This is a genomic window from Gloeothece verrucosa PCC 7822 (assembly GCF_000147335.1).
Taxonomy (GTDB): Bacteria; Cyanobacteriota; Cyanobacteriia; order Cyanobacteriales; family Microcystaceae; genus Gloeothece; species Gloeothece verrucosa.
The window spans coordinates 389,474-412,353 of the sequence record NC_014501.1 but is presented as its reverse complement, the minus strand read 5'-3'; the positions used below and the strand labels follow the sequence as shown (position 1 = coordinate 412,353).

Genomic DNA, 22,880 nt, shown 5'->3' with positions numbered 1-22,880 from the left:
GTCAAGATATCTAGCATAAAGTTTGCCAAATTTATATAAAAAGCAGATCGTTCTTAACTAAATTTAACGTAATTCTCAGATTTCTCGCAATGAAATTGATAGAGATGATACAGATGAATGCCGGTTTTTTTATTCAAGGGTTAATTATAGGGCTGTCCATTGCTGCGCCAGTGGGCCCCATCGGGATACTTTGTATTAATAGAACTTTAGCCCAAGGAACCGCGACGGGTTTGGTTTCACCGGTTGGGTGCGGCTACAGCCGATGGGATTTATGGTGGTGTGGCGGCGTTTTTTTAGATTATAACCATCGAGGATGTTGAGCAATATCAAGTGATCTATCACACCGTCGCGGCTTTTTTTTTCTGTTAAAATACATTAAGTTGACCAACAAAGTGTATTTTAAATCATGGAAGCTTCCGTAATTAGTCCAGTTGTTGAGAATTTGCCTTTCGTTGAGGCGAGTCTCAATTACCTCATTCCCATGAAAGAAAAACCCGTTAACTATACCTATGATCCCCCGCCAGGTGTTCCTCAACGGAGTGGAACCTATGAAACTCGTAAGCTTCCCATCCTCAATGGTCGATTAATTGCCACAAATCTATCTCTTGACAAACAAGGGTTTGTACTACTGGAAAGCCCAAGTCCAGACCTTAACTTCTACGATGACCATCAAGTGCGCTCAATTTATTATCCTCACGCCACACAGTTTCTGAGTAAGGTATTAGATGCGGCTAAAGTGGTAGTATTCGATCACAATGTTCGCAATGCTCGGCGAGCTAAACTAGGAGAAAAAACGGCAAAAGAGCCAGTCAAGGTGGTCCATAATGACTTTACTCTCCTTTCTGGCTATCAACGTGCGCGAGACGAATTAGCCGCCCTTGGGGTCGATAATATCGAGGAACTGTTGCAAAAAAGATTTAGTATCGTTAATCTTTGGCGACCTCTGGCTGAACCGGTTCAAGAATCTCCTATTGCCGTATGTGATGGCCAAACCATAGCCTTAACAGATTTTATGGCGGCTGACCTTGTGTATCGTGAGCGCGTCGGTGAAACCTATTTAGTTTCGTATAATCCGGCCCAGCGATGGTATTATTTTCCCCAAATGCGACGCGATGAAGTCTTGCTTCTCAAGTGTTTTGACTCAGACTCTAATTGTCAGACAAGGTTTACGGCTCATACAGCGTTCGATGACCCCACCAGTTCAGCCGATGCGCCGCCCAGAGAAAGCATTGAGCTTCGGACGTTGGTTTTTTATTAGGATGGGCAAATGATTAGCGGGAGCGTTGAAAATTGTATGGGTTATCTTCTTCTTTTTAAACTGGCTTTTTCATCCCCCATGACTTGGCCTGAATAATTATCTCGAATTAACTGTCCAAATTCACTGATAAAATTGTTGCCATACTCAGTTTCTTGTTCTTGTTCTAGTTCATCTTTCATCGATAAGTAATATTCCAAATCCGACATTTTTTCCAAAGCTTGTTGACTAGCAATTTTGGCGGCATGATGAGTTATTCTCTGTTTGAGAACCAAGCGAATAACTTCTACTAAATTCCCTAAGTGGATTTGACAGTTAATGCCAATTAATTGTTTTTGAAATAAATATTCCTGTAACTCAAGTAAAACTTGATCGACAGGCCTTGTTACTTCTCGCAGACTATTCCGAATAATTTTTAATAAATTATCAGCCCTGATCTCGTCGTCATCTTCAATTAAATTATGTTCCTGTAAATAAGCTTGTAAATGAATAACGGCTTTTTCAAGCTGTTCTAATTTTTCTTGCTCAACGCTTGAAATACAGTCAGGATTGATTGATTCTAATAAAGGTTCTGATTGTCTAATGGGGTCTCTTAAAACTGATGCTATTGCTCGGGTTACTGTGGTTTGAATTTGCTCTGATAATTGGGTTTTTCCTTTTTCAAGTTGATAAAATTTTCCGGCGGTACTGCTGGCATACAAACAGGGTAAATGATTAAGGGCATAAGTCTGAATTTCCACCGGGTTAAGACAATCTCGGTACTTGAGAAACATTGGAGGTAAATTTTTTAACTGTTTGTTGACTTCAATTTCTACCAATTCTTCCATCACATTGATATATTTATGAATAACATTGCTCATTACTTTCGCTCCCAGGAAATTGACTAAAATAGCAAGCCTTTTCAGTAAGTCAACCCCACTTGAGTATAATGACTTATAATCAGCTTCACTTATTCCTTTTTGTCTAATATATAATTTATCCTCTTTACCAAATTCCTAGGTGATCTAGATCAATGAAAATATGAAGATTTGTAAAAATCAAAGCGTTCTGAACAGGAAAATTATTGTAAATTTAGATAAAAATTAAGGTGGGCACTGCCCACCTGAGAAACTCTCTTGAAAGGAATTAATTGAGATTAGTAAGTTTCAACGTGCCAACGGTGGTCTTTCTTCAACTGCTTTTGGTATGTAGCCCAGTCAGTACCACTTGCCGCCGCTTGAGCGCTTAAAGCCGCGTCAATTCCGTCTTCCATTCCCTTCAAACCACACATATAAGTATGAGTATTGGGTTTTTGGATCAAGTCCCACAATTCGGCGGAGTGTTCGGCTACTCGGTGCTGAATATACATCCGTCCGCCTTCAGCATTCTTTTGTTCGCGGCTGATGGCATAAGTCAGGCGGAAATGATCTTTGTAAGTTTCTGCCAATTCTTCTAACTCTTGTTTGTAGAGAATATTGCCAGTATAAGGAACACCGAAGATTAACCAAGCCAAGCCCTTAAACTTATAATCTTCATGTTGTTCTTTGAACATCCGCCACAGGAAAGCCCGGAAAGGCGCAATACCGGTTCCTGTTGCCAACATAATGATGGTCGCATCTTCATCCTTTGGCAGTAGCATTTCTTTACCGACAGGTCCGGTAATCGCTACATCTGCACCCACTTCTAAATGACACAAATAGGTTGAGCAAACGCCATAAACAGTCTCTTTGGTTTCAGGATGCTCATACTCTAGCTGACGAACACACAGAGAAACGGTCTTGTCATCGAGCTTATCACCATGACGGGTGGAAGCAATCGAATATAATCTAAGCTTATGGGGTTTACCTTTATCATCGGTTCCGGGAGGAATAATACCGATACTTTGCCCTTCTACATAGCGTAAATCACCACCAGAAATATCAAAAGTCAGGTGTTGAACGATTCCCTGTCCTCCCTCACGAACTAATGAATAATTTTCGACACATTTACCCAAATACGGATTGCTGGGACGGTAAATGTTAACGGGAACATCGTCTTTGGCTTTCACTTGTGCTTGAGTCATAGACTTACCTTTCTCTATCTCCTTGGATGCCTGTTGTGTGGGCTGACTGGTGGCTGTCATTTGCAAGGGGATCTCTCCATTGAGAGGCTTAATACTGACAATTTTCCCACCCAGGCGAGCAATACGTCGCATTTCTTGATTCATTCGCCCGTAAGGAACTGTAATAAACAAATTGCCGCTACGGCGAAGGGGGTAGTTGATTTTGTCAGTGTTTCCGTTCTGACTTAAACCGACCACTTCATAAACAAACAGACGGTTATCATTATTACTTGAATCAGTAGAACTTGCCACTACACTTGGACTGTACATAATTTCAATAGCTCCCAATCTTTAGCTATAAATCCATCTCGTGCTTTAAATAGCCTACCATTGGAAGGCTACAAGGCTACGTTTAAACTTAGCTAAGAGCTATTGAGCTTCAGTTCCCCCGCTTGCATTAACAGTTCATCTGTGAGAATAATTCAGTTTCTATGTTAAAAACTGTTACAATGGCAGCAGTTTAATTTTTTCTTTATCAAAAGTGTTCGATTTACCGTAGCCTAGATCCTATATTAGCTCATTCTAATCGAACTGTGCCTTGTGTGGTGAATACCCATCTGGTATGATCCATAACACACTATCTAGTATTAATGCTGATAGAGCAACCAAGAGTTGGAAAGGGTTTTACACCTCATCCATTTTTAGGGTGTCGTGGTTGACTCCGTACACTTACTAGGGTACAAACTTAATTTTATAGTCAAATGAAATGTTTGGCTATAGAATGACTAACTATAAATCGCTTAGATGACTTAGGCAAGGGCCGGGTGCTATCGGGATAGTCTTGACCTATGTAAACGCTCAAAAAGCGGTATTTCATAGAGCAATGACTATAATCCTTATAAAAAGTGACCCGCAGGCTCAAGGTAAACTCTCCCCACCAAGGAGAGAGCCATTGAAAGAAAAAATAACGGGTTAACAATCAGTTTTGCATTAGAGGGAAACTATGACCACTCAGTCAGATCGCGTGGTTCTCATTGGAGTTGCCGGAGACTCCGGTTGTGGAAAATCAACTTTTTTACGTCGTTTAACCGATTTATTCGGTGAAGAATTCATGACGGTTATCTGTTTAGATGACTATCATAGCCTTGATCGTCAAGGAAGAAAAAAAGCAGGGGTAACGGCTTTAGATCCCAAAGCGAATAACTTTGATCTGATGGCCGAGCAGATCAAGGCACTCAAGAGCGGTCAGCCGATCATGAAACCCATCTACAACCATGAAACAGGGATGATTGATCCTCCCGAACGGGTAGAACCTAACAAAGTGGTCGTGATTGAGGGACTTCACCCCCTGTATGATGAGCGCGTCCGCTCTTTGGTTGACTTCAGCGTTTACCTTGATATTTCTGATGAGGTAAAAATTAACTGGAAGATTCAACGGGATATGGCAGAAAGAGGACACTCTTATGATGATGTGATTGCCTCGATCAACGCTAGAAAACCCGATTTTAGTGCTTATATTGAGCCACAAAGAGAATACGCTGATGTTGTTATTCAAGTTTTACCAACAAAACTGATTGAAAACGACACTGAAAGCAAAATCCTGCGGGTGCGCTTAATTCAAAAAGAAGGGTTAGAAAACTTTAAACCCGCTTATCTGTTTGACGAGGGTTCAACCATTGACTGGAGACCTTGTGGTCGCAAGCTCACTTGTGCTTATCCAGGACTGAAAATGTACTATGGACCCGATAATATCTTTGGCAATGAAGTTTCTATCCTAGAAATTGATGGTCAGTTCGATAATCTCGAAGAAATGATTTATATTGAACAACATCTGAGCCGGACAGGAACTAAATATTACGGTGAAATGACTCACCTGTTACAACAGCACAAAGATTATCCAGGTTCTAATAATGGAACCGGGTTATTCCAAGTTTTAGTCGGTCTAAAAATGAGAGAGACTTATGAAATCTTAACGGCTGTTGAGCCTAAAGTGGCTACTCAAGTTGTGTAAGTTTTCAGCTTAATATTAAACAATTGGCGGCTCGTGAGAGAATGAACTTGGCTCTTGCGAGTTTATTTTAGTGACGCGGCATTGAGAAAATCTGAGCAAATATATTTTTATCCTTATTAACATAGAAATAAACTTAGGAAAACGACAATGGGTGTTTGGTTAGTTACCTGTATTGTTCTCTTTATTTTAGTTCAATTGTATCAGTGGGTGATCGGTTTTATTCTCCCTCTACCCATTTACATTTTAGCGGGAGCATTTTTGGCGATCGCTTCTAATTCGGAGCGGGGAATAGGGTCTTTATTCGGTCGCTCTTCGCAAAAAACTGTAACTTTATCACAAAACGCCACCTTAGTTAACTCTACTCATTCTCTTGAGGGAGAAAAAATAGCTGTTGCTGCTTTAGAATCTGAGAGGACATTTACCCAAGAGTAAAACAATGGTTATCTTACAGAAAGATTGGCAAGAAGATTTGATCAAAACTAACGGCGTTAATCTCCATTATGTTAGCGCCGGACAAGGAAAGTTGATCTTATTTTTACATGGCTTTCCTGAATTTTGGTATTCTTGGCGACATCAAATCACAGAATTTTCCACCGATCATAAAGTCGTGGCCTTAGACTTACGGGGTTACAATGATAGCGATAAACCCTCATCACCAGATGCCTATAAACTGAGTGAATTAGTCGAAGATATCAAAGGGGTAATACAAGGCTTAGGCTATGAAAATTGTATCCTAGTGGGCCATGATTGGGGAGGAGCGATCGCTTGGCAATTTGCCTATACTCATCCAGAAATGGTGGAAAAGTTAATTGTCCTTAACCTTCCTCATCCAGCTAAATTTGTGGAAGGCATCCGCACCCCTCAACAACTGCTCAAAAGTTGGTATATATTTTTCTTTCAAACTCCCTTATTACCTGAGTGGCTTTTGCAAGCTAATGATTACCAAGTCATTGAGTCTAGTTTTAAAATGATGGCCATTAATAAAAATGCCTTTAGCCAAGAAGATATCAACGCTTATAAAGATGCGGCGGCTAAACGGGGAGCTTTGACAGCGATGATTAATTATTATCGTAGCACTTTGTCTGGCTTGTTCAATCGCCCCCTTAAAGATTGGGGAATTTTAGAAATCCCAACCTTAATGATTTGGGGAGAAAATGATATCGCTTTAGGCAAAGAACTTACTTATGGAACCGAAATTTATGTCAAAGATTTGACGCTCAAATATATTCCTAATTGTAGTCACTGGGTACAACAGGAACAACCTCAATTAGTCAATCAGTATATCCGAGAGTTTCTCAACAAATCTTAACCGTTAAAATTGAGTCAGAGCCAATTAACTATGGGAAAAAAAGCCAAACTCAAAAAAATTCGTAAAGAGCCGTTACCGGACAATCAAAATAAAGCCGATTTTGCTCCCGATCAATTTGTCAAAAATCTAGAAAAACAAGGCTACTCCTTCAAAAAAATTGAACATTCTCCCGAGATACCCGAAAATCGAATCGAACCACAAATTTGATGATTTAGTCATTAGTTATTAGTCATTAGTCATTGGTCATTAGTTCTCTACCTCCTACTTCCTTAAAGATGACCAACTATCACCAAACAGAGGCATTTATTCCCTATAGCCGCACAGAACTTATTCATTTATGTCTATCTGATGGCCATTTAACTGACAATGAGGCGGCTCAATTTCGAGAATTCTGTGAAATTCTTTCAGCTTATTATCATTTTAAGCTGCATCATATTTTAGAAAGACTAAAAAATAATTTTGCTCCCTTTAACCCTGAGAATGAACCGGACTCTATCTGGGATCTGTCGACGCTTCAAAAAAACCAAATGGAGAGACAATTAATCGAAGATTTTCAACAGATTCTAGAACAAGCCAATTATATTCCTATTAGTCAAGAAAGGTTAGAGGAAGCTTTGAAAGAACAAACCTTAATTGAACTTAAAACCGAAGTAGATTTTAATGAGTTTGAACATCTAGTTTGTTATGGTCGCGGAGATGTCTATAAAATATTGACGGTCAAAAAGCTATTTAAAAAGGTAAAAAAACAAGTAGCGGCTTTTGATACCGTAGTTTTATTAATTAAATTTAGAGAAGATAGAATTACCCAAAAAAGAAAAAAGTTTTTAGAAAAATATTTTGAATTAGATTTTAATAAAATATATGTCTATCTTTACAAGCATCTTTCTAAGTATGATTTAGAATTCATCTTTCCTAATATCAAAATGAGTATGACCTGGAAAGATCGGTTATTATTTGGTGTTCCGGCTATTGGGGCATCGATTTCAATGATTTATAAAATTATCCCTCAAGTATTATTGATTATCGGAGTATTTTTTGTAGTTACAATGGGTTCATCTCCCATTAAACAAATTAAAATTACTCCCGAACAAACTAAAGAAATAATGCCGATTTTAATCGCTATGTTTTCTTTAGTATTAACTTGTGGCGGCTTTGCTTTTAAACAGTATTCTGATTATAAAAATAAGCAAATAAAATTTCAAAAAAAAGTGGCTGAGACATTATTTTTTAGAAAGATGGCCAGTCAAGCGGGTGTATTTCAGTATTTAATTGATGCGGCAGAAGAAGAAGAATGTAAAGAGATGATTTTAGTTTATTATCACTTATTAACTAGCGCTATTCCCTTAACTCCTCAGCAGTTAGATCAACAGATTGAGGAATGGATGAGGACAAAAAACAATAAATCTATTAATTTCAATATTGACAAAACCTTAGAAAATTTACAAGCAATTCGAGGAAAATTAGCTCATCAAGAAGAAATCCCTTTAATTAGTTTTGATAGTCAAGGGTTTTGTTATGCACTTTCCTTAGATGAAGCTAAACAAGTTATTGACTATGTTTGGGATAATGCCTTTAAGTGGAATTTAAATTAAGGGCTGTTATGTCAAGAATTGTTAACTTTCTTGGCTCTTGCGATAACTGGAAACTTGGTTAGAATGAGCAATCTAGGGTCATAAGTCTGAAAAAAATCTATTTTTAGGGTGAAATTTTGACAATCTGTTCTATAATTTTCTCTAGGCTACTCGTTTTTTCTATTTTGCCTGTTCAATCAACCGACCCTGTTTTATATAGCTGTTCCCCCTAACCAAGTGTCTGTTAGCAAATAAATTTTTTAATTGGAGACTTCCAATGAAGCTTTGTCATGGAAATAAAAGGTTTTGGCGTTGGCAGGGGATGGTGATGATTGTTCCTTTGCTATTGATTCTATTTGTGTGGGTTACTGACGCTCAGTCTCAGAATCCTGCTACTTTATCATCCATATCTGAAGAGAAAATTCAAATTACTATTGAGCGCATAGTTACAAAATACTTTGACGGCAAAAAAGACTTATTTCAATTGGAAATTAAGAAATATTTTCAACAGCCTGAAAATAAAAAGGAACTACAAAAAATAGCCCATGAAGAAGCTAAAAATATGGTTATAGCTGAAAATGAACTACAAAAAATAGCTCGTGAAGAGGGAGAACAAGAAGCTAAAGATATGGTAGGAAAGTTGATTGGCAACCTAGGAACTTTTGCTACTGTTCTTAGTGTTTTAGTAACAGTATTTACTGGTATTGGTATTGTACTTTCAGTTTATATGTTTTTCTTGAAGGAATCTATAAAAAAATACGTTTTTAACGAAGTTTTTAAAGAAATCGGCCAAGATATGAGAGAACTGAAAAATAAACTCTCAGAAAATAACAAATTCATTGATACTAAAAAAGAAGAAATTAAAAACTATGTCGAGTCTTTCAAAAATGAAATTGATGAGCTTCAAAGACAATATGAGAAATTAATAGAAAACCAATCGAGAGAATAAAAATAGAAAGAAATCAAAAAAGTAAACAATTTAATTGCGTAGTAAGGAAAAAATAAATTATGCTAACACAATCAAATCACCATCCTGAAAACCAACAAATATTAGATGAAATATATAACATAAATATTGATAAAATAAGAAGAAATCATCAATACCCACACCCTTTATTTTTTGATATTGCTTATGATTTAATAGCTAGTGAACAGCCCTTTTTAGAAACACGAAAGAGTTTACTACAGTTTTATTTTAAATTAATTTTTCAAGATAATTTTTTGCTCACGATAAAAGATGTTAAATTGATAGAAACAATCATTGAAGATTTTTTAAATAAAATAAGAGAATTGAGCAACCAACATGATACAACAAATTATATTCAAGCTCTAGAAGATCATTTGATTATAATTTTTGATGAAGCTATAGAAAGAGAAAAAATTATTTACCATAAACAAAGAAATCTAGATAGGATTATTGAGCGATTATCTGAAAGGATAGTCAGCGTAATAATTTTTATAAAATCTCAACTTAGGTGGCAGCAATTGGAAAACGAACGCCGTGATCAACTTAAAGAATATCTTGATGAAATCCAATTTATGATGAGAGATTTTCCCAAAAAAACAAAATTTAGATACGATCGCAAAAATCGAAAAACTTTTACTCAGGCTCAAGGCATAAATATCACTAAATTGTATAAATAAAACTTAATAATTAATAACAATTATTATCATGAACAACTCAGAACCTAAAGTTATAGCATTTATTAGCGGCAAGGGAGGTTCAGGAAAAACCACCATCACTATTGCTACTACTCAACTTCTTACGGACATACAGCAATCTTGTCTTTTAGTAGATTGTGATTTAACTACTAATGGATGTTCGTATTTTTTTCAAGAAAAATTAAAGGAAAAAGCAGCGAATGGAATTTGGGAAATTTTGGAATTGCAATTAAAAGAATCTGATGCAGTTGCTGCACAAGCGAAAGAGCTACCGATTGGGATTACAGATAAGTTTTATTTTGCTGCATCACGGAAAGTATATCAAAATAAAGAACTACCAACTTATGAATCTTTATCACAAAAACTAGAAAGAATAAGCGAAGTTTTTAAGGGATTAAAAGAATGGGCATCTGAACAAAATATTAACTATATTTTATTGGATTGCCAAGCCGGATATTCATATACTATGCAGGTTGCTATCACAAACTTAGATGCAGATAAATTAGTGATAGTCGTTGAACCTGATGCAATTACAAAAGATGCGGCTAAGAATACGATAAATCAATTATCTAACAGTTTTAGAAAAAGCGGCTTCAATTTCCCGCCAGAGCTTAGATTAGTTAACAAGTTAACTATAAGTGAATTAGAAATGTATGTTGATATGCAGAAACGAGAAACCGTTCTTGAATGGCAGGATTTGCTTCCTCCGCTTTCCTTCGATCCTCAAGTTAGAAATGCCTTTGCTAATAAAAGGCTGCCAATTGATGTTCAAAAACCGTCAGTGTTGCTTTTTGCACTTGTTAGAACACTAAAACACATTTTTCCAGAAATTAGAAAAACTATAGAGGATTATGAATTAAATAAAGTAAATATTCTTTTTGAAAAGTACCAAAAAGAAGTAAAAGATCTTGAAAAAGAAAAAAAACAATTAGAGCAACAGCAAGTTGACATTAAAACAAGAAAACTTTTAATAAGAAATAAGAGTGTACGAAATATCATCCTAGCAAGTGCATTTTTGATAATTTGGATTCTTATTTGTGTTCTAATTTTGAGTATAAATAAAACATTAGGGATTAAGATTGGACTTGGGATAATATTTATTGTAATAATATTGCTAATTACTAAATATGTATTACAGTTAATACCAAAAGGAAAACAATTAGAAAACAATGTTCAGAGAGAAATCGACTTATCTAACCAGATTGGTATCATAAATCGAAAGTTAGATCACTACCGGTCTTTGGAGTTAGCTCTTGCAAAAGAGAATCTTGTTACTCCAAGAGATAAGGAAGAAAACCTACAAAATACTGATACCTAGCTGATAAGTTTATTAGTTTAACTCAATTTACTGGATATTGTGCTTGGCTTCAATAAAATCGTATATACTCAATTTCGCCTTTGTTTTTGGTATCTAATTCCCACTTCTGCTCCCCCTCTTCATAAGGTTTTACTCTAGCAGGTGTTTTCAGCGTCCATTTATTTTTATTACCCGATAACGACTTTATTGTTTTTGTAAACGAGGCATTAATTATATCTTTATAAAGTTCTATATCTAAATCGTATGATAAAAACAACCAGTAATAAGTATTTTGTCCCTGCTGATCAGTAACAATCCAAAATTTCCCTTCATTATTCCTTTCAAAAATAAACTGTTTCCCCTTCCCCGCTTTTCCATAAGATTCTTCACGACTTTCTGTTGTTAGTGTAACGGTTGTATATTCAGAGTTAGATAAATTTTGTTGCTGATATTTAGAAAGCAAGTCAGCAGAAGGAGAGATTTTAATCTCAGGAGGAGGAGGAAGAAGTGTCTCAAACGTTTTAGTAAAATCTTTTCCCTCAAAATTCGAGTCGACTTTGCCCTCTAAAGCTTCTATTTTTTGAGAGTCTAAATGTTGTCTAGCTTGTACAGATTTTAATTGCTCCTCTAAAGCTTCTATTTTTTGAGAGTCTAAATGTTGTCTAGCTTGTACAGATTTTAATTGCTCCTCTAAAGCTTCTATTTTTTGAGAGTCTAAATGTTGTCTAGCTTGTACAGATTTTAATTGCTCCTCTAAAGCTTCTATTTTTTGAGAGTCTAAATGTTGTCTAGCTTGTACAGATTTTATATTTTTAGATAGCATATATTCTCTTTTCTTATTTACAGGTTTCCTCCTTGTTGATAATGAATTTTGTCTAAATTTTAATTTCCCCTCTAAAGGTTCTATTTTTTCAGGTAAAGAGCTTTGTATAGTTTCTACTTTATACTTTAAAGGTTCTATTTTTTCAGGTAAAGATTGATTTTTTATAATAACAGTTTCATTACTACCAATACTTATATCTTTGGTTTCTTCACCATTGTTTTTAGAGAGCATCCCAATTTTGCACGTTATCTTTTTTAAGAGGTGCTGAAAACCTGGGATTATGGTTACTTTGGGTGATGCTTTTACAAAAATGGTATGCTCCCCATTTTTAGGTTTTGTTTTACTAATAAATCTACCTATAAAGATGCCTATAGGGATGCCTATAGGGATGCCTATAAGGATATATATAAATAGTGGATTTGCTTTTTCGGGTGGCCGGGTTGTTGAAGATTGATGCTCAACGGTTATCGTCGCTAAAGAACTACTTCCTTGAAAAAGAGTTTCAGAAATATAATCCATCTTTTTGAATAAATATATAATGTAAGCATTACTGGTATCAGTACCCCATTTGCCGTCTGATTCCTTTTTTTCAAGTTTAAAAATATTAGACTGTATATTTTGAAGCTTTGCATTGGATGTCTTAGTGCTTAATTTTTCAACTGAACTTATTGGCTCAAGCACTTGGTTAATTTCCTTTAATCGTTGGTTAATAATTGGTATTTCTTCATTGGTAATTATTTGCTTTAATTCATTATTACTATTTCTAGTATTGACCAAATTTTTATATTCTTCTTGCAATTTTTTTGTAGCATCAAAAGCATCTTCAAACAACTTTATTTCTGGAGGTTTAGTCTTCTCTTGCTCAATAGTATTTATCAATTTTTTTAGGGATTTTTTAAATGTTTTATAAGGCCCATTCTCATCGTCCTTAAAAATTTTCCAGTTGGTCGATAGATTTGGAGAACTAACTCCTGGTTTAGACATTTCTGGTGAAGGCATTGAAGGGGAAGATTTAGCTAAAATTATTGAAGGATTATAGACTAGGCTACTGACTGTAATCATGTCTAAAACTAGATAAATAAAAAAATTCCTAATCTCTTTATTTTTCATCATTTTTATCTTTCACTTAGCACACGCAATAGGACTTTTAAACCCAAAATAAATGGAGGCTCAAACCGAATAGATTCTCGCCTTCGGTTAACAATTGCTAATAATTCATTTCGCATAAACCTTCTGATATTTTTCCAAAACTCAGAATTAGAGTTAATATCAATCCTGTTAAAAATTAAAGGTTCTTTTTTAGTTAATTTTGTCCAAATATTATAAAAATTTAAGAGAAATTCGGGTAATTTTTCTAAATCAGGAAGGTCACAGCTTTCAATTTTATTGTCTGGTGGAAAATCAGAATTCCAGTTATACTCAGCATCATTTATTTTGTAAGCTTCTCCAGCAATGTATGGATATTTTTCCGCATTTTTCAGTCCTCGCAAAGGCTTATCATAAGCCAAAACTAATCCCAGAGCAACCTCATCTTTAGGATTATTGCTCAAGTGTATATTTCCCAATCCTCCAGTAAAATTTGTAGATTGTTGTAAAATTTCGAGCAGTATTTTGTTAATTAAAGACTCTCTGTTAAATTTCCCTGAATCCTCTAGCCAATTGAATAGACGAGAGCCATTTCCCCCTAGATAGATAGTAGGAATTTCCTGGCTTTTCTTTATTTCTCTTTCGCTAAGAACTTTAAGTAAAATCCCTACATAATAATACAAGCCGCCAATTCCTAAAGCCGTTAGCTGGATAACTTTTTGGAATTGTTCATTTTTGATAATTTCAGGTAAAACTCGTCGTTCAGATAAGGCACTATCTCCTTCTTGAGCTAATAGTAAATCTAAATAATTTAAGTTTGTTGAAGAATTTAAGTTTGTTGAAGATATTTCTTCCTCAAATAGTAGCTGTAACACATCTGAACGCTGAGATAAAAACCTGGTGAATAAGTGATTGCCAGCTAACTGAACTGAACATTGATAAACCAGTCGATAATCTTCCCATATTGAAATATCTGAAGTGCCACCCCCGATATCAATAATTACACTATTAATGAGTTGACCTTGTTGACCTTGGTTATCCACAAAATATTGAGCCACAGCTAAACTTTCAGTCAGATAATCTCCTATATTTTCATCTTGACGGAGAAAGTTATGTTGAATTACCATCTTGGACTGATTTAAATCTGAGATGATGGTTTCCCATATCCCTGCATAATTGCCTTTATCATCATCAGAGAATGCTGAGGGATAGGAAATACACCAGTCAATACTTCTAACATTTTTTAGAACAGCTTTAGCTGTAATATGTAAAGCTAATTGCTTTAAAAAAAGCGTTGTAAAGTTAGGATGACTTGTTGACCACTTTAAAGAGGTCTTATACCAAGTTGTTTCCGTTGAAATTTTAAATATATCAGTATCCGTTCTATATATACGACCATCAAAAATTTTTCGGTTTTTTTCGCGGTCTTCTTTAGAGCTTCCCCTTGTGGTCAAAATACTAGCCAAAGGTAGCTGAACGATTTTTGGGCTGTCTGTAATGAAATACTCAATTAATGGAATAAAACCCTCTCCTGCGTCTTTAGTAACCTGAAGATTTAAGGGAGGACTCATAACTATCAATTTTTCAGAAAAGCCTCTATCCCGATCAATTTTGCAATAAATGTAAACATTAGTAAATGAAGTCCCAAAATCAACACCCACTATCCAGTTAACGGGATCTATTTTACTCACTTGAGGAGAACTAGACAATAAAATTAAACCTAAATTTTTTGCTTGTTCATCTTGGCAAAAAATAAAACTAGGAAATTGGTTTAACTGGACAGTTTGAAAGGAACCTAGAAAGCTAGAATCAGAAAATCTTTCTGAAACTTCTACAATTTGACTGGGAAACTGAACCCTAAAAGTAGGACAATTGCGATCATAATAAAAGGCATAATACTCTTGCCATCCCTGAGCTTGAAAATTCGGCCAAATCTCTAGAATTGGAACATCAACTAAGGCATTTTGGGGCTTAAGAGCATAATCTTTCTGGATTTCGTAATCTTGAGGGGGATTTCCCATAGTCAACCCAGAAAGAGGTAAGCGCAGACTTACCCGAACACTTCCGCTATCAATAGATTCAAAATCAATCCGATTAGCTAACTCTTCAGAAGTAAGGTAATCGAGAAGAATAGGATTAATCGGTAGCAAAGGCGTAATTTTTTTCTCATTATTTTGATAAATCAGCCCATTACTACCGACGGGAAGCAAGCTTCCTGGCAGTGCCCGTTCCTGAGTTATAAAATAGAATTCAGGTAAAAATAAATCTTTTGCCTCGATCAACTTATATTCATTTTCCCAACTTTCAAAACGGTTCTTCCGTTGCTTATGATTCAACCCATTGAGAATAGCTAAGTGAACATCTTTACAGATGCGGATTTGCTGTTCTTTGACCCCCCATTGCTCTGCAATCTTGGCTATATTACGCCTAGTTAGTAACTCAGCCGAATCAGGAATAATCAGCAACTCCTTTGTGTCGGCTTTTTCGGGACTGGGAATTAAGCGCACGCTAGGAGGTTGTTCTGCCAACCGAATCGGTTTGAGAGATTGTAACGCGCCTTGGTTTAGCACTTGCCCCAAAGATTTCGACTTCTTACTCAACTGAAAATCTACCTTCTGAAATGAATATAATTGCAGGCGGTTTTTGAACTCTTGCAGCAATAGAGAAATCTTATTAATTCCTTGTCGAGTGCCCCCATACTGAGGCAAGCTCTGATCCAGTTTTTCTAACCAATACCATAATAATTCTTTTTCCTCGGTCGCCAAAAAAGGGCGAGCCAGAGGAGATTGTAGCTTGCCGTCCACAAACCAAGGAAGTCCGGCCCAGATTCCCCCTTCAGAGGGACAAACTAGGGTACTTGGAGAACTCATTCCAACCGGATTGTTCTGCCAGAGCAAAATATAAACATCGTACCAAGGATTTTTTCCCTCTAGCTGGTACACCGCGTTAGCATCCGAAGGGAGGAGTTGGCGCAGGGAGCGAGCAAAGGGATCTTGTTCTTGTTCGAGTTCAATCAACTCTGCTGTTAAGGGAAACCCCCGCATCTCAGCAAAAGCGATCGCCGCTAACATTCCCTGCCATTGTTCTGTAATTTCTTGGCGCAGGGGATGCTGGGTATCATGTAAGGCCATTTCCACTAACAGAGGACGCGCCCAGATGTGGGGGATAGAACTAACACGGTTTTTCTGCCTGGGATTTTCCGTATTCAAACTAGCCGCCACTTGCTGTAAGGTATCGAAAGATTGGGCACTCCACTCCCCAGGATTACCCGGTTTAACCTGAGAATCATCTTTTAACTGGGGCAGAAAGAAAAAATTGCTCATGAGCTACCTGTTTATTTTTGGCAAAGTCTGTACAGAGCCTTTGCTAGTCCCACCGTGCCTTGATTCGGTTCTTCTATTCCTCTACGATCAAGTCGATTAACCAACCTCTGCACCGTATCTAGCCGCTTTCTCTCAATTCTACTGGATTCATCGACTAAAGCGGCAAAATTTCCGTTTTGCCCATTAGCATGATTTTCAAAATCTCCAAAAGCTTGAGTATTAAACAGTCGAATCTTATAGACCTCATCTTCGTGTAAAGCTTTCAGCCATTGCAAATAAGTCTTACACCAAGTCGTAATTGCTGAGAGTGCCTGCTGTTGTCCACTATTCGATAGTTCAGGCAGATTAGGGTTAGCAAAAAACTTAGGGACTTTATAAAAATGTTCTACCCAAGGAGAAGATCTAGCCATGTTTTCTTGGTCCAGGAGTCCCTCTCTGAGTTCGGGAACAATTTTAGCTGTCCAGGCAAAAGCAAAGCGCGTTGCACCAATCAGATTTTCTTGTACCTGTGAGCTTTCTGGGAGATCATTCCAAGTCACTTCTAACGGATCATTAGCCTTGAGGAGGAGGACTTGATTGGTTGGGGTATGAACCTGAAAATGACGAATGGCCAAAGCACCAAACAATTCCAGAAAGTGCTGTCGGTTTTCCTGCATTGCTCTCCCTAACTTAAAGCGATCGCTGACTGGGGATAATTTGGGGGTTCCCAAAAGGTAAATACTACTAAATCCCAGATAATTCGTTATTTCCCTATTATCTGAGGAATTGTGCGCTTGAGTTCTATAGTAGCGCAGAGCGACTTCTGCCGTAAGCAAAAACTCCTCGGGTTTAGCATAGACTTCTTCGTCGAGACTTCGCTCCACCGGAAATTCAAAATAAGGAAGCATCAACAAACCGCCGATGGGCAAGCCCTCAAACTGGTTAGCAATTAAGCGGGCGATCGTCGGCAATCCGGAAGCCCCCGTCCCGCCAAAAACCGAACCGCACAGAAATACCTTAGCTTGTGGATCTTTCTCAATCTTCTCTATCAGTGATCGCCAAGGTTCTTGGGCAGCTAATTGCAAATGACTCATCACGGCTGAACCAATCGCAGGCCGACCTCGAAATCCGTCCTCTAGGGAAATTTCCCGTTCGGCTTCTCCATAGAGAACTTCAAAAAGATGTCCCAGTTTAGGATTGCTTTGCCTGTAGGTATGGTAATTAAAAAAATCACTCAGGGTTGGGTTTGCTCCGCTTACCGGGGCCCACACATCCCCGATTACCTCAATCTGAGTCGTCATCCAAGTATTTTGGACTAATGCGCGGCACTGCCGGTAAACTTCGATCACTGTCCTAGCACGAGTGACATTGCCATTAGCTTCATCTTGATCAACAAAAACAATCCAGATGAAATCTTCTCCACACAACCCTGCACCGGCCAGATGCACGAGGGCTTCCACACATTTTGCTCCGGTTCCGCCAATTGCAATCAGATACAGTGCCATTACTTTAAAAACGGTAGGTGACGCAGGAAATAAGAGCCAGGAACAACCCCATATTTTAGTGATTCTGGTGTACTTATAGCGGTAGCCACCCAAAATAGCCACAAAGCATCTAGCACATAGAAAAAGGCTAAATAGGGAATAGCCTGACGGCTTTCCTGAAAGAGAAAAAGAGATAATAGAATACTAGCAAAAGGAAGCAGGGATAAACTAGCCCAAATTATTCTGAACCCTTGAACTGAGAGTCTGTTATCTCGGTCATTATAGTAGCTTGCCAGTCCATACCAGATCAAACTCCCTAGACTCGAAGCCACAAATACAATCCCTGCACCGAATCTGTATTGACCCCCAACCCAATCTTCAGGAGTAACATCCTCTAGTGTGATCGTACCACCGGTAAAAAAGGAAGGCTGAACAACAAACATAAAAGCAAACCCAATTAACAAGACAAATAACAGGCGAATAATAGTCATTTGCAGTCTCGAAAAGCGATAATCTATTTTTAACGCGATCTGTAACTTTTTCCCAGGAAAGTTGAAAATAATGACATACAAACCCTTAGCGGCTATTACTATTTTTATCGCACTGACAGCTACAGGATGTCCTTCCCAGTCGCCTATCTCCCTTAACTGCGAACCTCCAAAAATTAACATTGATAACCAGAAGTCAAAGTCACCCACTATTGATATTTACGTTGATACGACACCCTCAATGGAGGGGTATGTCACTGTTCCCAACAGTAACTATGTTCAGACTATACAATTGGTTGATAGTGCGGCTAACGCCATGACTGCACTCAAAAATAGAAATTATTACAGCTTTGGCATAGAACCGAGGCCCCTTAATGACCGATCAAATTTTTTGAAAGCACAATTGCCCGGCTTTTATCAACTGACGGATAAAAATTTTGAAGACACTCGCATTGATACGGCTATTAATGCTGCTATTACTGGACAGAAAAATAAGGACAAAATCTCGATTTTAATTACCGATTTGTATCAACAAGAGTCTGATATTGCGAAGGTTACAGACCAATTAAAACAATATTTAGAAGGAGATTATGCCGTAGGAATTTTAGCCATTAGAAGTCAGTTTCAAGGCTGGATTTATGATGTCGGAATAGCTGGCGGCAAATTTCGGTATGATACAACTAAGGTTAAACCCGAGCAATATCGTCCTTTTTATCTCATTATTCTGGGGAAATATCCTGACGTAGTTAATTATTTTGAACAACTCAAAAATCTAGACAAAAACCTATTTACAGAGGAACAGTTCATGATTTTCTATCACCAGATTGTTAGCCAACCTTCATTACTCTCTATTAGCTCAAATTCTCCTAGGCGAGGCAATGGACTCCTGCGACAAAAGACCATGTGGGTGACAGGAAATCAGAGAAAGAACAGAATCAAGGTCGATCCCGAAACCGTCGAACTATTGGGAGTTGACGAACGCCTAGAAAATAGTAATAAAAATAGTATCGATAACCAAGCTTCTTACTATCCTCTGCCTTACACTCTACCACTTGCTTCTGAAGGAAATATATTTACCCTAGATCCCATTGTTGAAATTTTTGATAAAAGTCAAAATGATTTTACTCCTGTTAAATCTGTTAATTTAACAGCCGATATTTTTGCTATTACAATATTAAATAAAGAAGCTAATATGATGAATATGACCTCAGAAATTGATGCCAAAAAACTAGAATCTGGCACATATTTTATTCAAGCCAATTTAATTCCTTATCAATTTCAAGAGCCTAATTGGTGGACAACTTGGAACACTGAAGCAAGTAATCAAGACGGGTCTAAAACTAATAAATTAAAAAATTTTTTGTCAGAGTTAAAAGCTGTAATGCTTAAAGCTATGGAATCAAAACAAACACGAGTAGGAAAATTGTGTTATGTCATCCAGAAAAACTAATATCATAGCTAAACTTCTTTAGCCCCCCGTGAGTTTGGGGGGTTGGGGAGATGTTTGCTTGTACTTAATTCCAAGGAATTTTCTGACGTTCTTGTAATACTAATCCATAAACGGCCTCAGTTTGTTTAGCCAGTTTCGGCCAACTAAAACGTTTTTCTAAAGATTCATAAGCATTCTCCACTAACCATTGAGCATAATCTTGATTTTTTAAAATTTCTAAAACTCCCCAAGCCAAAGAATCAGGATTATTTGTATAAGTGACAATTCCCGTCTTACCATGTTGGACAACTTCCGGCAACCCTCCAGTATCTGACACCACCACCGGAACACGAGCCGCAAAACTTTCTAGTGCTACAATACCAAAAGGTTCATACAGACTCGGAAAAACAGCACAGTCAGCAATAGTTTGAAATTTATCTAAATTTTCATCCGACATAAAACCGGTAAAAAAACATTTATGCCAAATTCCTAAATTCCACGCTTGTTCTTTAAGCTTATCGATATTGCCGCCGCCAATAATCACAAATTTTACATGACCTCCCATTTCCCAAAGGACTTTCGGTGCGGCATTAAGTAATACCGAAACCCCTTTTTCAAAACTCATACGACCGACATAATAAACAATTTTTTCTTGATCCTCAGCAAAGCAACGGCGAAAATTTTGGCTATCAAAATTCGGATGGCGATGTTTTTTCTCAGGTCGAATGCCATTATAGATCACATCAATTTTATCCCAAGGCACACCTAAAGCTCGCTCGATTTCATAGCGCATATAGCCGCTACAAACAATGACTCGCCAAGCATTGTAACCTAAAGTGCCTTCTTTTGAGGAGATATAACGGTGAGTATCATTATAAAGCCCGTTGTAGCGTCCATATTCTGTAGCGTGGATGGTAGCCACCAGAGGAATTTTAAAGAGATGTTTGAGGGCGATCGCCGCATCAGCGACTAACCAATCATGAGCATGAATAAGATCATAAGGTCTTTCATTGAGCAGTTTACCGCCATAAGCCCCCATGCTTTCATTCATATTCACAACCCAGTGAAAAAAGTCGTGTCCAGGAGCTACGGGAACTCGATGAATGTGAACCCCTTCAACGATTTCATAAGCCGGCGCTCTACCGAATTCTACAGTTAGTAAATGAATCTCATGTCCCAGTTTTACCAGTTCAGGATAAAGTTCCGCGACGTGACGCGCTATACCCCCAACTATTCTGGGGGGGAATTCCCAAGCTAGTACCAGAATCCTCATTAGTCCCCTATCCTCGAAAAGTTTAATGTTAGTATAACTTTACATAATTTGTTACCATTTTCAATAATCTTACTCAGGGGTAATAGCCGCAGGACAGACATGAGCTAACTGACAAACGCCACAATCGGGTTTTCGAGCTTTACAGACGGCTCGACCATGATAAATAATGCGAATTGAAAAATTTTCCCATTGCGGTTGAGGTAGCAGCCGCATTAAATCCCGTTCTATTTTAATCGGATCTGTTTGTTCAGTTAATCCGAGCCGCCCACTAAGCCGCTTAACATGAGTATCGACGGTAACCCCTTGAATAATACCAAACCCATGAGCTAAGACCACATTAGCCGTTTTGCGAGCGACTCCGGGCAAACTGAGTAACTGTTCCATCTGTTGAGGGACTTCTCCCCCAAATTGGGAGACAATTTTCTGACAAGCGCCTTGAATATTTTTGGCTTTATTGCGATAAAAACCCGTAGAACGAATTAAAGTTTCTAACTCTTCTATTGATGCGTTGGCTAAAGACGGGGCATCAGGAAAACGGGCAAATAAGGCAGGAGTCACTTTATTAACCCGTTCATCGGTACATTGAGCAGAGAGAATGGTTGCCACTAGAAGTTGCACAGGCGTTTGATAGGTCAAACTGCAAGTGGCATCCGGATAAGTCCGCTCAAGAATGACCAAAATTTCTAATGCCCGTTGTTGTTTTGTTGCCCACTTGCGGGTGATGCTCACTGGTGCCAAATTGATTTACTGAAAAAGTTTTTGAAAAATTGCTAAATTCACGGTATCCCGTACAATTAGGAACACCCCTAACCCCAATAAAAGCACTAAACCCGTTTGCATAATATTTTCTTGTACTTTTAAAGGTAAGGGTTTTCCTCGTAGAGCTTCAATGCCCAAAAACACCAATTGACCTCCATCTAGAGCAGGCAAAGGCAGAATATTAATAATGGCTAAGTTGATGCTAATGAGTGCCGCAAATTGAAACAGATTCCCGGCATCATTTTGGGCGATGGCTGCCCCATACTCAACAATTTTAACCGGACCAGCTACTTGAGCCGCATTTTCTTGAAAATTGCTAATCAATAACCAAAATCCTTTAGCTGTCAGATTGGCTATGCGTTGATATTCATTAGCTCCTACCGTAAAAGCATCGATAAAATTTTTAGCTTGGCGATGGACAATTTCCCCATTTGGCGTGAGCATAACGCCGATTTTGCCTTTTCCTTCGGGAGTTTCTTGAGGAGTAATCGAAAGTTTAAGGGTTTTTTCTCCGCGTTTGATGGTAAAATCTAAGGGTTTATTGGGCGAACTTTGAATAATTTGCCTTAAATCCATAATCGCTTCTGGAGAGGCCTCGAGGGTTTTGCTACCCACACCCAGGATCACATCTCCTGATTGAATTCCCGCCACTACCGCCGCACTTTTTTCTCCGGGGAGAATTTCAGGCACTACCACACCGGCTTGATAGTTCATATCTTGGAAGCCAACAGTAGCGGCTTGACCCACTAAGAGAAAATAAGCAAAGATTAAATTAGCAATGACTCCAGCACTGATGACGATAGCCCGGTCTAAGATAGGGCGGTTACGTAGTAAATTGGGGTCATCTGGAGAAATATTACTGCTTTCAGGTTCATCATCCGGAAAACCGACGTAACCGCCAAGGGGAATGGCGCGGATGGCGTATTCCGTCTCGGGGCCTTGATATTTGGCTAAAGCCGGACCAAAACCGATGGAGAAACGGTTAACATGAATCCCTTGTAGGCGGGCGGCGGCAAAGTGACCTAACTCGTGTATGACAATTAATAGGGCTAAAACGGCGATAGCTGCCAGAACTGACATAATAAAGATACTCTGTAATTTATCTTACTTT

General features: G+C 37.9%; 20 protein-coding genes. 11 read left to right on the top strand and 9 right to left on the bottom strand.

Features of this window, described 5'->3' with window-relative positions:
• Positions 1–113: 113 nt before the first annotated feature.
• Positions 114–320 carry a hypothetical protein gene (locus CYAN7822_RS01835; protein ID WP_041933096.1) on the top strand — a complete coding sequence of 69 codons (207 nt, stop codon included), beginning with the start codon at positions 114–116 and terminating at the stop codon, positions 318–320.
• An 86-nt stretch (positions 321–406) separates the two neighbouring features.
• Entirely contained in the window at positions 407–1,258 is an 852-nt protein-coding gene (locus CYAN7822_RS01830) for a CmcJ/NvfI family oxidoreductase (protein ID WP_013320533.1), read from the top strand.
• Positions 1,259–1,299: 41 nt separating this feature from the next.
• Here CYAN7822_RS01830 and CYAN7822_RS34300 read toward each other — a convergent pair whose 3' ends face one another.
• Both CYAN7822_RS34300 and petH read right to left on the bottom strand, forming a co-directional pair.
• Entirely contained in the window at positions 1,300–2,115 is an 816-nt protein-coding gene (locus CYAN7822_RS34300) for a late competence development ComFB family protein (protein WP_013320532.1), read from the bottom strand.
• Positions 2,116–2,390: 275 nt separating this feature from the next.
• Positions 2,391–3,605 (bottom strand): bifunctional rod-capping linker CpcD/ferredoxin--NADP reductase PetH, encoded by a 1,215-nt coding sequence (gene petH / locus CYAN7822_RS01820; RefSeq protein WP_013320531.1) that lies wholly within the window; start codon positions 3,603–3,605, stop codon positions 2,391–2,393.
• A 673-nt stretch (positions 3,606–4,278) separates the two neighbouring features.
• Here petH and CYAN7822_RS01815 point away from each other — a divergent pair.
• The 8 genes from CYAN7822_RS01815 (at position 4,279) to CYAN7822_RS01780 (ending at position 11,146) form a co-directional block, all read left to right on the top strand.
• Positions 4,279–5,286 carry a phosphoribulokinase gene (locus CYAN7822_RS01815; RefSeq protein WP_013320530.1) on the top strand — a complete coding sequence of 336 codons (1,008 nt, stop codon included), beginning with the start codon at positions 4,279–4,281 and terminating at the stop codon, positions 5,284–5,286.
• Positions 5,287–5,433: 147 nt separating this feature from the next.
• Positions 5,434–5,718: a hypothetical protein gene (locus CYAN7822_RS01810; RefSeq protein WP_013320529.1), complete on the top strand. Its 285-nt coding sequence runs from the start codon at positions 5,434–5,436 to the stop codon at positions 5,716–5,718.
• Positions 5,719–5,722: 4 nt separating this feature from the next.
• On the top strand, positions 5,723–6,595 hold the full coding sequence (locus CYAN7822_RS01805) for an alpha/beta fold hydrolase (RefSeq protein WP_013320528.1): 873 nt from the start codon (positions 5,723–5,725) through the stop codon (positions 6,593–6,595).
• A 30-nt stretch (positions 6,596–6,625) separates the two neighbouring features.
• Positions 6,626–6,802: a hypothetical protein gene (locus tag CYAN7822_RS38500; protein WP_013320527.1), complete on the top strand. Its 177-nt coding sequence runs from the start codon at positions 6,626–6,628 to the stop codon at positions 6,800–6,802.
• 68 nt (positions 6,803–6,870) lie between these two features.
• Positions 6,871–8,187 (top strand): TMEM143 family protein, encoded by a 1,317-nt coding sequence (locus CYAN7822_RS01795; RefSeq protein ID WP_013320526.1) that lies wholly within the window; start codon positions 6,871–6,873, stop codon positions 8,185–8,187.
• Positions 8,188–8,443: 256 nt separating this feature from the next.
• The gene (locus tag CYAN7822_RS01790) at positions 8,444–9,115 is read left to right on the top strand and encodes a hypothetical protein (protein WP_013320525.1); all 672 of its coding nucleotides are present in this window, start codon (positions 8,444–8,446) and stop codon (positions 9,113–9,115) included.
• Between the two features lie 59 nt (positions 9,116–9,174).
• Entirely contained in the window at positions 9,175–9,810 is a 636-nt protein-coding gene (locus CYAN7822_RS01785) for a hypothetical protein (RefSeq protein ID WP_013320524.1), read from the top strand.
• Positions 9,811–9,838: 28 nt separating this feature from the next.
• Positions 9,839–11,146, top strand: coding sequence for an AAA family ATPase (locus tag CYAN7822_RS01780; RefSeq protein ID WP_013320523.1), 1,308 nt, complete (start codon positions 9,839–9,841; stop codon positions 11,144–11,146).
• 49 nt (positions 11,147–11,195) lie between these two features.
• Here the strand turns inward: CYAN7822_RS01780 and CYAN7822_RS01775 are convergent, their stop codons facing one another.
• Genes CYAN7822_RS01775 through CYAN7822_RS01760 form a run of 4 tightly spaced genes read right to left on the bottom strand, consistent with a single transcriptional unit; the run spans position 11,196 to position 18,311 of the window.
• Positions 11,196–13,061, bottom strand: a complete 1,866-nt coding sequence (locus CYAN7822_RS01775; RefSeq protein WP_013320522.1) for an AAA family ATPase — start codon at positions 13,059–13,061, stop codon at positions 11,196–11,198.
• Between the two features lie 2 nt (positions 13,062–13,063).
• The gene (locus CYAN7822_RS01770; RefSeq protein WP_013320521.1) at positions 13,064–16,357 is read right to left on the bottom strand and encodes a cell division protein FtsA; all 3,294 of its coding nucleotides are present in this window, start codon (positions 16,355–16,357) and stop codon (positions 13,064–13,066) included.
• An 11-nt stretch (positions 16,358–16,368) separates the two neighbouring features.
• The gene (locus CYAN7822_RS01765) at positions 16,369–17,841 is read right to left on the bottom strand and encodes an FtsZ/tubulin family protein (protein WP_013320520.1); all 1,473 of its coding nucleotides are present in this window, start codon (positions 17,839–17,841) and stop codon (positions 16,369–16,371) included.
• On the bottom strand, positions 17,841–18,311 hold the full coding sequence (locus CYAN7822_RS01760; RefSeq protein ID WP_013320519.1) for a hypothetical protein: 471 nt from the start codon (positions 18,309–18,311) through the stop codon (positions 17,841–17,843). Before CYAN7822_RS01760 ends, CYAN7822_RS01765 begins: the two co-directional genes overlap by 1 nt.
• A 70-nt stretch (positions 18,312–18,381) precedes the next feature.
• On the opposite strand from CYAN7822_RS01760, the gene CYAN7822_RS01755 reads away from it, so the two are divergent.
• Entirely contained in the window at positions 18,382–19,758 is a 1,377-nt protein-coding gene (locus CYAN7822_RS01755; protein WP_013320518.1) for a hypothetical protein, read from the top strand.
• A 64-nt stretch (positions 19,759–19,822) separates the two neighbouring features.
• Here CYAN7822_RS01755 and CYAN7822_RS01750 read toward each other — a convergent pair whose 3' ends face one another.
• The 3 genes from CYAN7822_RS01750 to rseP all read right to left on the bottom strand — a co-directional run bounded on the left by CYAN7822_RS01750 (position 19,823) and on the right by rseP (position 22,849).
• Positions 19,823–21,010 carry a glycosyltransferase family 4 protein gene (locus CYAN7822_RS01750; RefSeq protein WP_013320517.1) on the bottom strand — a complete coding sequence of 396 codons (1,188 nt, stop codon included), beginning with the start codon at positions 21,008–21,010 and terminating at the stop codon, positions 19,823–19,825.
• A gap of 69 nt (positions 21,011–21,079) precedes the next feature.
• Positions 21,080–21,739, bottom strand: coding sequence for an endonuclease III (gene nth, locus CYAN7822_RS01745; protein WP_013320516.1), 660 nt, complete (start codon positions 21,737–21,739; stop codon positions 21,080–21,082).
• 15 nt (positions 21,740–21,754) lie between these two features.
• Positions 21,755–22,849 (bottom strand): RIP metalloprotease RseP, encoded by a 1,095-nt coding sequence (gene rseP, locus CYAN7822_RS01740; protein ID WP_013320515.1) that lies wholly within the window; start codon positions 22,847–22,849, stop codon positions 21,755–21,757.
• Positions 22,850–22,880: the final 31 nt, after the last annotated feature.